This is a genomic window from Ignavibacteria bacterium, from assembly GCA_036262055.1.
GTDB lineage: Bacteria > Bacteroidota > Ignavibacteria > Tepidaquicellales > Tepidaquicellaceae > DATAJP01.
Window position 1 is genome coordinate 597,055 of the sequence record DATAJP010000003.1, and the last position, 15,152, is coordinate 612,206.

The window sequence follows — 15,152 nt, forward strand, 5'->3', positions numbered from 1 at the left end:
AATCGGCTTTTATTTTTAAACATTAGCCAAAATCCCTAATTAAAAAGAATATAGCAACTACTTTTTTTTATAATATATGAGTAAAAAAACTTCTATTGTATGTTTTAAAACTAAAAGTTAGCAAATTCATAGTATTTTTTAAACATTTGGCATTTCAAATAATGAAAAAAATTAAGTAAATTTATATATTATTATGAAAATTATATTTTTAATATTGATTGTTTTTATTTCGTCACCTGACAACTCTTTCTCTCAACCCCAATATTTCAAATTAAAAGAAGCTTATAATGATAATTCAAAATTACAGCTTTGGAATTTTTTTTTGCAATGGCATAAAGAAATTCCGACAATTACGGAAGAAGAATTTAATCAGCTAAATGATACATTAAAAAATGCTTATCTCGCTTTTAAGGAATTTTACCAGCCACAAGATTTAAAAAAAATTGGCAATCCGGAGTTTGGCTTTCATACATATGATAGTGTAAGATTTTTTCTTGTTCAGAATTATATAAGAATTTATTTTGCAGACAAAGTATATTTCAATGATGCAGAAGTTGATTCTGCTATAATTGCTTATATCTATGAAATTGAAGATAATGATTCGGTAAGAGCAATGCTTCTGAAAAGAGAAAATGGCAAGTTTTCCCAAAGAGTAATAGATATGTGGGGTCCTTATTCCATGCTATTTGATCTGAAAGAAAAATTAACTGACTCAATCACAAACTTCCGTCCTCAAGTTGTTTCAAAAAATTTTGCTATTCCTGTTTATCTCAATGAAAAATATGAAATGATATTGAATAAATTTTTAGGTAGTGACCATGTTTCTTTAGGAGAGAATAATATTATGATGCCGGCTTATTCTGTAGAAGAAAGTGCAGAAAGAAAAAAATTCTTGGAAAACTTTGTTAAAATCTTCTATGGTCATTGGGGCGGTTACTGGCAATTAGATACATATCCGGTAGGGTCTATTATATTTGATAAAAATATGGAGTATGCAAAAATTGATTTCAGGATGATTTATCAAGGAGGTCACGCCTTTCTCAGAAACAATAACGGCAAGTGGGAATTAATTTTTTCAGAACTTACTTGGATTGAATAAATTTCTTAAATTTTCCATCCTTTCAGACTAATATTTCATCTTTTAATTTCCGATTTTTGCTAATGCCTGAAAAAAAGCAATATTACATAATTGATTTTGACAGCACTTTCATAAAAACAGAAGCCCTTGAAGAGCTCTTTGAAGTGTCACTAAACGGTATAAAAAACAAAGATAAGGTTCTTCAAAAAATTTCCGCACTTACCAAAAAAGGAATGAATGGCGAGTTGTCAATCTCAAAATCTCTCGAAGAACGCATGGCTTTACTTGATGCCGATAAAGCTCACATAGATAAAGCTGTTCATAAAATCAAAAAAAGAATTTCCGAATCTATAAAACGCAACAAACCTTTCTTCAAGAAAAATTCAGATAATATTTATATAGTTTCATCCGGCTTCAAAGAGCTGATTCTCCCTATCATTAAAGATTTCGATATTAAAGAAGAAAATATTTTTGCAAATACTTTTAAGTTTGATAAAAAAGGAAAGATAACCGGCTTTGATAAAAAAAACCTTCTAGCAAAAAATAACGGCAAGATTAACGTAATAAAAAATCTGAAGCTTAAAGGTGATGTTTATGTAATCGGTGACGGTTACACAGACTATGAGCTAAAAAAATCAGGTGTCGCAGAAAAATTTTATGCCTTCACCGAGAACGTTTCTCGTGATAAAGTTACAAAAAAAGCTGACCACGTTACGCCAAGCTTTGATGAGTTCTTATATGTAAATAAGCTGCCGATGGAAATTTCTTACCCTAAAAATCGCCTCAAAGTATTATTGCTCGAAAAAATAAACGATAATGCAATAAAAATTTTCAAGGATGAAGGTTTCCAGATTGAAGATTTGAATCACAGCTTATCTGAAAAAGAGCTGAAAGAAAAAATTAAAGATGTTGCCATTCTCGGCATACGTTCGAAGACCAACATTACAAAATCAATTTTGCAAAATGCAAACCGTCTCGTTACAATCGGAACGTTTTGCATAGGTACTACCCAGGTTGATTTAGATGAAGCAATGAACAAAGGAATTGCAGTTTTTAACGCTCCTTTCAGCAATACCCGCAGTGTTGTTGAGCTTGCCCTTGGCGAGATGATTATGCTAATCAGAAGAATTTTTGATAAGTCTTCCGCTCTTCATAAAGGCATCTGGGATAAATCATCTGCACACAGCTATGAGCTTCGCGGAAAAACCCTTGGCATAATCGGTTACGGGAAAATCGGCTCCCAGCTTTCCGTTCTCGCTGAAGATTTAGGAATGACCGTCATCTATTACGACATTATCGAGCGTCTTTCGCTCGGCAATGCAAAACGATGCCTGACCTTGAAAGAGCTTTTGAAAAAATCTGATGTAGTTTCATTGCACATAGACGATAACCAGCAGAACAAAAATTTTATTGGGGAAAAAGAATTCAAGCTGATGAAAGACGGTGTGATTTTCTTAAACCTCAGCCGTGGGTTTGTTGTCGATATGAAAGCTCTTAAGAAAAATATTGAGTCAGGGAAAATCCTCGGCACAGCAATTGATGTTTTTCCTTATGAGCCGCACAGCAATAATGAAAAATTCATTAGCGAGCTTCAGGGACTTCCGAATGTTATCCTAACTCCTCACATCGGCGGCAGCACCGAAGAAGCTCAGATTGACATTGCAAAGTTTGTCTCGACAAAGCTCATCGATTTCATAAACAAAGGCGATACTCAGTTCAGCGTGAACTTCCCTAACCTGCAACTACCTGAGCTTCGTAATTCGCACAGATTGATTCACATTCACGAAAATGTTCCAGGCATACTCGCAAAGATTAACAATATTCTCGGTGAAAGAAAAATTAACATCGTCGGGCAGTATCTTAAAACAAATGAAAACATCGGTTATGTTATCACCGACATTTCAAAAAAATACAATCCAAAGGTTCTCGACGAGCTTAAAAAAATCGAACATACAATAAAATTCAGAGTTCTTTATTAAATGTGAATTTGTGAAATAGCGAAGTTGTGAAAGGTCAGAGGAATGAAAGAGAATATAAGTTTTAATCCGCATTTGAAAAATTGGCGTTAAAATTATATAATAATTGCGTCAATAAAAATTCGCTGTCTGACGAACGCAGTGAGGAGTTTGAATTTTTATAGCAATTATTTTATAATTTAGACAATTTTTCAGAAGCGGAAGATTTTTCTTTGGTTACTTTCTTTTCATCTGAAAAGAAAGTAACATTAAAAATTTAATTTAATAATTTCAATAAATTTGAAAAGTATATACCTCACACCCGGACCGACGGAGCTTTATCCTGTAGTAAAAAAATCTATTGCCGAAGCAATCGATAAAGATATTTGCTGTTTGAGCCATCGTTCTCAGCAGTTTATGGATATTTACAAGCATACTTTTGATAACCTAAAGCAGCTTTTAAATATACCCGATAATTTTCACATGCTTTTTGTCAGCTCTGCAACCGAATGCATGGATGTAATCCTGCGTGGATGCGCCCGCGAGTATTCATATCATTTCGTCAACGGAGGTTTTTCAAAAAGATTTTTTAATATCGCCAACGAAGTCGAAAAAAAAGCAAAAAAAATCGACGTTCCTTACGGACAGGCATTTTCTGATTTAAATGATATTGATATCCCCGGCAATCCCGAACTTATCGCCATTACCCAGAATGAAACAAGCACGGGAGTTGCAATCCAATCCGATTACATTACAAACATAAAGAAAAAATTCCCCGATTCCATTCTTGTAGTCGATATCGTAACCGCAGCTCCTTATATGAAGCTTGATTACTCCGGCATTGATGCGTCGTTTTTTTCCGTGCAAAAAGGATTCGGAATGCCTTCAGGACTTGGCGTTCTGTTTGTAAATGAAAAAGTCATCGAGCGAAGCGCAAAGTTGAGGTCGGAGAAAGTTCACATCGGAGGATTTCATAACATGATTTGGCTTCATGAAAACGCAATCAAATTTCAGACAAGCGAAACGCCAAACGTTCTCGGAATTTACCTCATTGGAAAAGTCGCCGAGCATCTGAATAATTATGGAGTAGATAAAATGCGCAAGGAAACTGAAGAGAAAGCAAAACTGTTGTATGATTTTTTTGATAATTCGGAGTTCAAGCCGTTTGTGAAAAACAAACAAGACCGCTCACAGACAGTTATTGTTGTCGATACCCCAAACCCAAAAGAAATAAAAGATAAGTTAGCCAAACACGGTTACATAATCGGCTCCGGTTATGGCGACTACCTAAATTCCCAAATCCGCATCGCCAACTTCCCTATGCATAAAATTGAATGGATGGAGGAGATAATAAGTTTACTTAAATAAAAATGCTTGGTACGACAGGCATTCCTGCCTGTCGGGACAGACAGAATGTCTGTCCTACCCTTTAACTCAAAAACTCTTTCTTCGCCTTCTTCATATCCTCTTCACTCACATCTTTGTGAAAAATAATTCTCAGCCAGTCGTAACTGCCTGAGGAGACGAGGATGCCCCTTTCTTTCATCATTGTGATGAAATCTTCTTTGGTGTGTTTCTTGGATTTGAATATTACGATGTTGGTCTGAACTTCACTTGAAAGCTCATAGTTACCTGAGTTCTGAAGCTCTTTTGAAAAATTTTTTGCGCGGTCGTTATCGGTTTTGAGGCGTTCGACATTATTTTCCAGAGCATAAAGTCCGGCAGCAGCAAGAATCCCTGCCTGCCGCATTCCTCCGCCTATAATCTTGCGCCATTTTCTTGCAATGGCAATAAATTCTTTGCTTCCACATATAATCGAGCCAACCGGCGCTCCAAGTCCTTTTGAAAAACAAAAAGCAATCGAATCAAAATATCCCGCATACTCCTTCAATGAAATTCCTGTCTCAACTACCGCATTAAAAACCCTTGCGCCGTCGAGATGCATTTTGATGCCGTTCTTTTTTGCGAACCCTGAGACGTCTTTTATGCTGTCAATCGGAAGTATGACCCCGCCTGCGCGGTTGTGCGTATTCTCAAGACAGATTAATCTGGTAGCCGGAAAATAATATTCTTTTGAGCGGACAAACTGCGCAATATCCTTCGCATAAAGAACTCCATTAGTTCCTCTTACAGGCAACAATTGAACACGCGAAATTACAGCCGGAGCAGCAGTCTCATAGTTTAAAATATGAGATTCAGCTTCAACAATTACTTCATCTCCATCTAGCGTATGTGCTTTAATGGAAAGCTGATTAGCCATCACACCTGTAGGAACAAATAAAGCATCTTCCTTGCCTGTGAGCTTTGCGCATTTCTCCTGAAGAGCATTAACAGTCGGGTCTTCTCCATAAACGTCGTCGCCAAGAACCGCCGACATCATTGCATCAAGCATCGGCTTATCCGGTCTCGTAACAGTATCGCTTCTTAAATCAATATATTTCATATAAATTTTTGACGCTGATTTGCGCAGATTTAATTAAGAATTTCTATGAACAAATCATAATCATCAGCGTTGTTCAGCGTCTAAATAATCTGCGTTGAGAAAAATTAAAATATTTTTTCCTGTCCGGATTTATCGTCTTCAAGTATATTTGCAACCGCAGAAATCGTATCGCCCTCTTTTATTCTTATCAATCTAACGCCCTGCGCATTTCTTCCCATCACGCGGACATCTTTCATTCGTATTCTAATAAGAATTCCTTTGCTTGTGATAATCATCAAATCATCATGGTCGGTAACTTCTTTAATCGAAAGAAGCTTTCCGTTCTTATCACTGGTTTTGACCGTACGAACACCTTTACCTCCGCGGTTTGTTACTCTGTAATCATCAAGGTCGCTTCGTTTACCGAATCCTTTATCCGTAACAACAAGAATCGTAGCGCTTTGTCTGGTCACAGCAACTAACCCGACAACAAAATCCCCTTTCGCAAGATTCACACCGCGAACACCCGTTGCGGTTCTGCCCATGTCTCTTACTGTGGATTCATTAAACCTGATTGCCTGTCCGTCGTGAGTTCCGATGAGAAGCTCCTGGCTGCCGTTTGTCAAGCGAACGTCAACAAGTGAATCGCCTGAGTTAAGGTTAATCGCAATGATTCCGTTTCTTCTTATGTTGGAATAATTCTCGAGCTTTGATTTTTTTATCACACCCTGTTTCGTAACCATAGTTACAAAAAGCGGCTCCGCAAAATCCTTCACCATCACAAACGCATTAACTTTCTCATCTTTATCTTTTTCAATGAGGTTCAAAATCGATTTACCTCTCGATGTTCTGCTTCCTTCAGGAATATCATAGACTTTCAGCCAGTAACATTTCCCTTTGTCGGTGAAGAACATTATATACTGATGCGTCGAGCCAATGAACATATGCTCGATAAAATCTTCTTCAGTGCTTCCCGTCGATGCTGCCGTAATTCCCTTTCCACCTTTTCCTTGTGCTTTATATGAAGTAACAGGAATACGCTTTATGAAACCTTTGTTCGAAATCGTAATAACAACGTCTTCTTCCTTCACGAGCTCTTTTAGCATGTCATCATCTGACATCTTTTTGGCATCATAAATTATCTGAGTTCTTCTCTCATCACCGAATTTTTCCTTTAATGCTTTCAATTCATCCGTAATTATCTCTCTTCTCAACTGGTCGCTTGCAAGAATTCTTTTTAAACGCTCGATTGTTTTTAAAATCTCTTTATATTCATCTTCGATTTTCTTTCTTTCAAGCCCTGTCAATCTTTGCAAACGCATATCAAGTATTGCCTGCGATTGAATTTCAGAAAGCTTAAACTTTTTCATCAAAGCCGCTCTTGCATCAGGCGCGTCTTTGGATTTTTTGATAACTTTGATTACTTCATCGATATTATCTAGAGCAATAATATACCCTTCGAGTATATGTGCGCGTCTTTCGGCAGCTTCAAGCTCATATTTTGAACGCCTTATGATTACTTCCAGACGATGCTTAATAAAATACTCCATCATCTGCTTCAGGTTAAGAACTTTCGGAATACCATCAACAAGCGCAAGCATAATGATACCAAACGTCACCGACATTTGCGTATGTTTATAAAGATTATTCATAATCACGTTTGCATTCGCATCTCGTTTCAAGCCAATCACGATACGCATACCGTCCCTATCGCTCTCATCATTTACTGAAGCAATGTCTTCAAGCTTTTTATCACGCACAAGGTCGGCAATGTTTTCAATCAATGCAACTTTGTTCACCTGATAAGGCAATTGAGATACGATAATACTTTGTCTGCCGTTCTTTTCAGTCTCAATGCTTGCAACTGCGCGCAGGTTTATTTTTCCTCTTCCTGTATTGTATGCTTCGATGACCGGGTCATAACCATAAATCATGCCTCCTGTCGGGAAATCAGGAGCAGTAACGTATTTCATAAGCTTCTTAATATCAGCATCAGGATTTTTTATCAGATAAGAAATTCCATCAATAACTTCATTTAAGTTATGCGGAGGAATATTTGTTGCCATACCAACCGCGATACCGTTTGAACCGTTCACAAGCAAGCTTGGTAAAACAGATGGCAATACTGCCGGCTCGGTAAGAGTATCATCGAAGTTCGGAACGAAGTCAACCGTATTTTTTTCTAAGTCTCTTAAAAGCGTTTCGGATATTTTTGCAAGACGCGCTTCAGTATAACGCATTGCTGCGGGAGAGTCACCATCAACCGAACCAAAGTTTCCCTGACCATCCACCAACGGATAACGCAAAGAAAAATCCTGCACCATTCTTACCATAGTATCATAAACTGCTTTATCACCGTGCGGGTGATACTTACCTAAAACCTCCCCTACTATCCTTGCTGACTTTTTATAAGGTCTGTTCGGAGCAAGCCCAAGTTCGTTCATGCCGTAAAGCACTCTTCTGTGAACGGGTTTTAAGCCGTCACGAACATCAGGAAGTGCGCGAGATACGATAACAGACATGGAATAGTCAATATAAGACGACTTCATTTCGTCTTCTATATTGACGGGAATGATTTTTTCATTTGGCATTTTACTTATGCGTATTTAATTTTTTTGTAACTGAAATGTTAATAAATTTCCTGTAGAATTGTATTAACAAAAATAACAAAATTTTTTAGCTTTTTCAATGAATAGACTGATATATTTTACTAAAAAATCAGGAATTTAGAGGAAGCGACTGAGGTTTAGAGAAGTATCAAACGAGTTACATTTTTCATCAATAAAATCAATGACTTTACCCGTTTCTTTATTGATAATTACTGCAGATAATTTATTAAAATAAACACAGCCGGTATCGATATTAACGTAATGATGCCGCTTGTGGTCCGGACTTTTTTTCGGCGTATGTCCGAAAACCTGAAGCTTGTTTTCAAGCTTCTTTGGCTTTTCGCGATTCCATAAAATATATTCCTTATCTTCATAGCTGAAAAATCCCGCATGCGAAATCATTATTGTTTCAAGCTCGATATAAAGCGGAAGGTTCTTAAAATAATAAAGATGTTTTGTTTGAATCAAAGCATCGAGATAATCCTTGAATGTCGCATCCACAAGATTTCCAAGATAAGAATGAAAAGTTTTTTTCCCGCCATTGTTAAAATGCAGATGAATAGTTTTTTCATTAGGCTTTTCGACAGCATTGATGAGCATGTCCTCATGGTTCCCCCGCACGCACAAAATTTCATTCTTAATGCAGAACTCCACAACCTCTTTTGAAAAATTTCCCCGGTCAACGAGGTCGCCAACTGAATAAATTTCCGTCGTAAAATTTATTATCTTCTCATATAATGCTCTGAGGGTGTTTATACATCCGTGTATGTCCCCAATCACAGCAATAGTATTATCAGAAACCATTAATTAATTTATAGGGTATAATAATTGTTATCCGACTCACAGTTTTACAAAATATAGTAACCTTTAAAAATTTAAAAGCCAAAAACAAGTTTTGCATTTAGCCAACTCTTGGGATTCCCGCTTTCGCGGGAATGACTTCGATTGAATTATTCTAAATTTTTTAGAATATAAATGCATTTTAATTATTTATTTTTACATAAATTAAATGACAAGCAGTTTAACCGTATATAGAGCTTCAGCAGGTTCTGGAAAAACCTTTAACCTCGTTTTGCAATATCTCACCATTGCATTGAAGCGTCCTCACGAGTTCAAGAATATTCTCGCCATAACCTTTACCAACAAGGCAACTGAAGAGTTTAAAAGAAAGTTGTTCAGATATTTGCACGGTATTTCAACCAATACCGACGCCGAGAATGTTAAGGGGATGATTAACGAGCTTAAGAAAAATGGTTTGGATGAAAAAACCATTAAGCAAAACTCACCTGTTTTGCTTTCAATGATGCTTCATAATTTTTCCGATATTTCTATAATGACTATAGATGCTTTCTTCAGCAGGATACTGAAGTCTTTTTCGCTTGAGCTGAATCTTAATATCGGTAATGAAATAGAAATTAATACGACTCAGGTATTAAATGATATAATTAATGATTTTTTAAATAATCTCGAAGAAGACCAATTTGAGACTGAAATTTTACAAAAGTTTTTGCTCAAAAATATTTCAGAAGCAAAATCCCGAAACATAGAACGCCAAATTTTATCCGTCAGCAAAGAAATCTTCAAAGACCGTTATAACCTGCTTCATAAAAATGAAAACACTCAGAAAGATGAAAAAGATTATCTGAATTTTATAGAATCTCTTGAAAACTATAAAAAGAATTTTGAACAAAACTTGCTGCGCTTATGCAAAGAAGCAGTTGCGTTTATGGAAAGCCATGGTTTAGATGAAAAAGATTTCAGAAAAAGTTTTATAAAATACATAAATAAGCATCCGAAAGATTTTTATAAAGCAAATTTTGTAATTGCAGATACTTTTTTTAATGTATTAGAACAGAATCAAGGATGGGCTTCATCAACTACTAAAAAAGATAAATCTTCGATTGAAGACTGCATAAACAGCGGTTTGCTTGACAAATTAATTTCAGTGAAAAATTATCACAGCTTGGAATATGAAAAATATATTTCTACAAATATAGTTCTTAATAATATTTACTCCGTTGCTCTTTTAAAAATACTCAAGGAATTGCTTTACAAATACCAGTCGGAGAATAATGTTACATTAATTTCAGAGCTTAATATTATTATTTCAAAATTGATGTTTGAGCAAGACATTCCGTTTTTATATGAAAAGACAGGGACATTTTATAAATATATCCTCATTGATGAATTTCAGGATACTTCCCGTCTTCAATTTGAAAACCTCAAACCGTTAATAGAAAATTCATTAAGTAACGGTAATGAAGTTTTTTTTGTCGGCGATGAAAAACAATCAATTTACAGGTTCAGAGATGCTTATCCTGAAACATTGATTGAAATCGAATCTCATTTTGTTCACCCTATTAATCTGAAAGAACTAACGGAAAATTTCAGAAGCCGTGAGAATATTGTGAATTTTAATAATGAATTTTTCTCATCTGCTCTCGTTGAACTGCAAAACGATTATCTACACAAAGCTTACACAAAAATAAGACAGCAAGCTCGACCAAAAAATACAGATGGATATGTTTCAGTTGAATTCATTGATAACCAAAACAGCGGGAGAAAAGAGCTTTGGAAAAACACAGCAAAACAGAGATTATATGAAATCATTAATGAGCAGATTGCTTTGGGCTACAGCTATAAGGATATATTAATACTTGTTGATAAAAATAACGAAGGAACGGAAATTATAAAGTTTTTAAAAAACGAAATGAAAAATGATAGGATTAGCTATGAGATTATATCCTCTGAATCTTTAAAATTAAAATATTCATCCGAAGTTAATTTTCTTCTCAGCTTAATGACATATCTCAATGATTTCAATAACAACATAGCTGCTTATAGCATATTAAATTTTTATTCGGAACATATTGATTTACTAAATAAATCTACTGCGTCAAATTTGCACATTGATGATGCGTCAATTTTAATTGAGAAACTCCTTCCTGAAGAATTTATCAAACACCGTGTTGCTTATTTAAAACTTCCAATTGCCGAGCTTGTTTTAAAGCTTATAGAGATTTTTGATTTATATAAATTCTCAGGAAACTTTTTGAGCAAATTTATCGATGTTGTTTCGGATTATTCATCCCGGTATAGTTCCGATATCGATGGATTCCTTAACTGGTGGGACGAAGTAACAAATGATGAATCTAAAGATTTTTCCATTGCCGTTCCTGATAACTTGAATGCAGTCGAAGTCATGACAATTCACAAAGCAAAAGGTCTCGAAAAAGAAATTGTGATAATTCCTTTATGTGATTACCCGCTAAACCCTGAAGGGACTAAGGACACCTTATGGACAACGTTTAATTCTGATGACATTAAGTTAAATGTTCTTATAAAAGCAGTCAAAGACTTATCAAATACGCCCTTTGCTGAAGAATATTCCATTGAGTCTAATAGAATTATGCTTGATAAGCTCAATAAATTATATGTTGCTTTCACACGCGCAAAAGAAAAATTATTTGTTTTGACGAAATTACCGTCTGAATCAACAAACAAACCAAAGGATACGGAAGATGAAAAGAGGATAAGTATTCATTCACTTTTACATAAAACAATTTCCGCAAGTTCGTTCCCATTTCTTGCACACTGGAATCAACCGAACAATAAATTTGAACTTGGCGAAAATAAATATTTTGACACAATTCGGTCAGATGTATCAGCTTCAGTGCAAATAAATAATTATAAAAATATAGACTGGCGAAAAGAAATTATTATTAAAAATTCTATTGACACTGATAAGCTCCTGAACGAAAATATTCAGACAAGTTTAATCGAAGGTAATATTATTCACAAAATATTTTCTAATATGTATTTTATTGAAGATTTGGAACCGTCAATTAATAAAATTCATTATGAGGGATTAATCAGTACAGAACAAATTGATATGATTAAAAATGATATAACTGAGCTATTACAAATCAAGGAAGTTAATTCGTGGTTCACTGAAGAAGAATCTTTGATTTACAATGAAAAAGAAATTGTCTTAACAAACGTCGAGATAATAAGACCTGATAAAATGATTGTTAAAAATAATGAGATAAAACTTATAGAGTTTAAATCGACTACGACCATACTATCTGAACATAAAAAACAAATGGAAGCTTATGAAAATGCTTTGACAGGAATGAATTTCAAAAATATCAAAAAATTTGTTTTATACACTAGATTAAAACAGCTCAAAAGTTACTGATAAAATATTCAATGCAGGATAAGTTTTTATATAAATTAGCAAACGAAATAGTAAGCGAAAAAACTGATTTCGATAAATTGTGCGTGGTATTTCCTACTAAACGCGCAGGTTTATATTTAAAAAAATATTTATCCGGTATACTTCAAAAGAATTTTTTTCCACCCAATATTCTAAGTATACAGGATTTTATTGAATCTCATTCCGATTTAATTCTTGCCGATAATCTAGTGCTTGTATATGAATTGTTTGAACAATATAAAGAGATTTACAGCAAAGATTTTGTCTTTGAAAAATTTTATTCATTCGGAAACCTGCTCATTAATGATTTCAATAATATCGATAAAGCTCTGACTCATACGGAAAGATTATTCGGATTAATTAAAAATTACAAAGAAATTGACTTCAAATTTACTCACCCGCTTGAAGATGAGGAAGCGCTGAAAGAATTTTTTAAAAACTATGACAATTATCTTTCTAATTCCAAAAATGATTTTTTCAAAGAATTCTGGAATAAAATTGATGATTTATATAACTCATACAAAGCCCGTTTAACAGCGAAAAATATTGGTTATGAAGGAATGATTTATAGAAATTTTGTTGATAAAATTTCAGAATCAGGCTTAGAAAATAAATTTGAAAAAATCATTTTTGCAGGATTTAATTATCTAACTAAATCCGAACTCGCGATATTTAGGTACTATAAAGAAAAAAACATTGCCGAATTTTATTTTGATGCTGATTCATATTACTATTCTAATGATAACATTAAAAATCACGAGGCAGGGGGGTTCATACAAAAAGATGTTAATATACTCAGACTTAACAGTAAAAATTTAAAATGGATTGACAACAACTTTGAAACCGGCACAAAAAATATTTCTGTTTACTCGGTTGCGTCTGATTCCGGACAGTCAAAACTTGCATCTCAGCTTATCAATGAAAAAAAATATGATGCGGGTTCAACTGTTTTAATTCTTTCTGATGAAAATTTGCTCATGCCAGTTCTTAATTCCCTTCCTGAATCATGCAAAGAGTTTAACGTCTCAATGAGCTATCCACTTTATCTAACCCCGGTTAAAAGTTTCATAAACGATATTATATCTCTTCATAAAAATAAAAAATATTTCGATAGCATAATTCATTTTAACACCGAAGATTTTCAAAAAATCATTCTTCAACCTTATTTTAAATTTTTAAATACGGAAGTAATATATAATATAAAATTTAATATTACGAAAAATAAACTATTCTATATTTCATATAATGAAGTAAAATCTTTTTTTACAAAATCTAAAGTCGACCTCAGTATTTTTGAATTATTGTTTGCAGAAATTAAATCTGTTTCGGATATTGTTAATTTAATAAAAAACATTTTTACGGAAATAATTAACAATTTAAAAAAATATGAAATTAATTCTATTGAAATAGAATTTTTATATAAAACAATTTTATGTTTGAATAACCTTGGTGATATTTTGAAAAAGAACCAATATGAAATGGATTATACTGCTTTTGCAAATTTAATCACCGAGCTTATTTATAACGAAACCGTTCCTTTCACAGGCGAACCGCTGAAAGGTCTGCAAATCATGGGATTATTTGAAAGCCGCCTTATAGATTTTGAAAACGTAATTATTCTTTCTGCAAATGAAGGCAAGTTTCCACCTATGCCATCACATCAAAGCATAATCCCATATAATCTACGCAAAGCATTCGGAATGACTCTGCCTGAAGATATGGAGAAAAATTACGCGTATCTTTTTTACCGGCTTATGCAAAAAAGTAAAAACATTAACCTGCTTTATAATTCTGATTTATCATCCGAAAGCAAAGAAAAGAGCAGATATATTTATCAGATTGAATATGAGCTTTCAAGAAATTCAAACATAACCATTAAAAATGAATCCGCAATTTTTGAAGATAAATATGTAGAGCCTGGTGAAATTACTGTTGAAAAATCCGACTCGATTTTAACCGGCATGCAAAAATATGATTTTGATTACCCTGACACCAACGAAGACAAAAAATATTTCTCAGCAACTTCTTTAAATAAATATATAAACTGTCCTCTTCAATTTTATTTTAAAAGCATTATTGAGCTTGAAGAACCCGAGACACTTGCGCTTGATGTCGATGCAGGATTATTCGGAACTTTGCTTCACAATGCTATGCAGGAACTATATAGCAAAGCACAAGAACAAAACATTGAAGTAACGGAAGATTATATTAATTCTTTAAAAGCTAAGATCGATGATCTCATAAATAAAATTTTAACTCAAAAATTTAAAAACATTGAACACAAAGGAAGATTCATTCTTATAAAGAGAACTCTAAAGTTTTACATCGATAAAATTCTCAACATGGACATTGCTCATGCTCCGTTTAGAATCTATGCTCTTGAGAAAAAAATTATTCAAGCGGTAAAAATTCCCGGTTATGATAAACCCATTAGCTTAAAAGGAGCAATCGACCGTATTGATTATACCGATAAGATTGTCCGAATAATCGATTATAAAACAGGGGAAGTAAAAATTTCAAAAACACCTGATGAAATTTATTCCAATCCTGATTATTCCACTGAGTTTCAATTGATGTTTTACAGCTATTTGCTAAAAAATGACGACGAGTTAAAAAAACTGCTCGAAGGAAAATCATTAAGAACAGGATTTTATTCAATGAGATATTTTGCAAATGAAGCAGTGATTTCACGCGAGGAATTTTCAGATGAAGATTATAAAAATGCATCTGAAAATATTACGACTATTCTTAATAACATTTTCGATAAATCAATACCGTTTACACAAGCAACTGATATGAAAAGATGCAAGTATTGTGACTTCAGAATAATCTGTCATCGCCTCGAAGAGAAATAACCATTCATTTATATACT

At 33.9% G+C, this 15,152-nt stretch carries 8 protein-coding genes; 5 read left to right on the forward strand and 3 right to left on the reverse strand.

Going from position 1 to position 15,152, the window contains the following annotated elements; all coding sequences use genetic code 11:
- Window positions 1-193: 193 nt before the first annotated feature.
- The 3 genes from VHP32_09745 to VHP32_09755 all read left to right on the forward strand — a co-directional run bounded on the left by VHP32_09745 (window position 194) and on the right by VHP32_09755 (window position 4,401).
- The gene (locus tag VHP32_09745) at window positions 194-1,099 is read left to right on the forward strand and encodes a hypothetical protein (protein HEX2788177.1); all 906 of its coding nucleotides are present in this window, start codon (window positions 194-196) and stop codon (window positions 1,097-1,099) included.
- Between the two features lie 62 nt (window positions 1,100-1,161).
- Window positions 1,162-3,057: a phosphoglycerate dehydrogenase gene (serA, locus tag VHP32_09750; protein HEX2788178.1), complete on the forward strand. Its 1,896-nt coding sequence runs from the start codon at window positions 1,162-1,164 to the stop codon at window positions 3,055-3,057.
- Window positions 3,058-3,333: 276 nt separating this feature from the next.
- A complete protein-coding gene (locus VHP32_09755; GenBank protein ID HEX2788179.1) occupies window positions 3,334-4,401 on the forward strand; it encodes an aminotransferase class V-fold PLP-dependent enzyme in 1,068 nt (355 codons plus the stop codon).
- A gap of 61 nt (window positions 4,402-4,462) precedes the next feature.
- Here VHP32_09755 and ltaE read toward each other — a convergent pair whose 3' ends face one another.
- The 3 genes from ltaE to VHP32_09770 form a co-directional block, all read right to left on the reverse strand.
- Complete coding sequence (gene ltaE, locus VHP32_09760; GenBank protein HEX2788180.1) at window positions 4,463-5,476, reverse strand: low-specificity L-threonine aldolase; 1,014 nt, start codon at window positions 5,474-5,476, stop codon at window positions 4,463-4,465.
- A 104-nt stretch (window positions 5,477-5,580) separates the two neighbouring features.
- On the reverse strand, window positions 5,581-8,046 hold the full coding sequence (gene gyrA / locus VHP32_09765) for a DNA gyrase subunit A (GenBank protein HEX2788181.1): 2,466 nt from the start codon (window positions 8,044-8,046) through the stop codon (window positions 5,581-5,583).
- 135 nt (window positions 8,047-8,181) lie between these two features.
- On the reverse strand, window positions 8,182-8,868 hold the full coding sequence (locus tag VHP32_09770) for a metallophosphoesterase family protein (GenBank protein HEX2788182.1): 687 nt from the start codon (window positions 8,866-8,868) through the stop codon (window positions 8,182-8,184).
- A 205-nt stretch (window positions 8,869-9,073) separates the two neighbouring features.
- Between VHP32_09770 and VHP32_09775 the strand changes: the two genes are divergently transcribed.
- Both VHP32_09775 and VHP32_09780 read left to right on the forward strand, forming a co-directional pair.
- Window positions 9,074-12,262 carry a UvrD-helicase domain-containing protein gene (locus tag VHP32_09775; protein HEX2788183.1) on the forward strand — a complete coding sequence of 1,063 codons (3,189 nt, stop codon included), beginning with the start codon at window positions 9,074-9,076 and terminating at the stop codon, window positions 12,260-12,262.
- Window positions 12,263-12,273: 11 nt separating this feature from the next.
- Window positions 12,274-15,135 (forward strand): PD-(D/E)XK nuclease family protein, encoded by a 2,862-nt coding sequence (locus tag VHP32_09780; protein HEX2788184.1) that lies wholly within the window; start codon window positions 12,274-12,276, stop codon window positions 15,133-15,135.
- The last annotated feature ends 17 nt before the right edge of the window (window positions 15,136-15,152 follow it).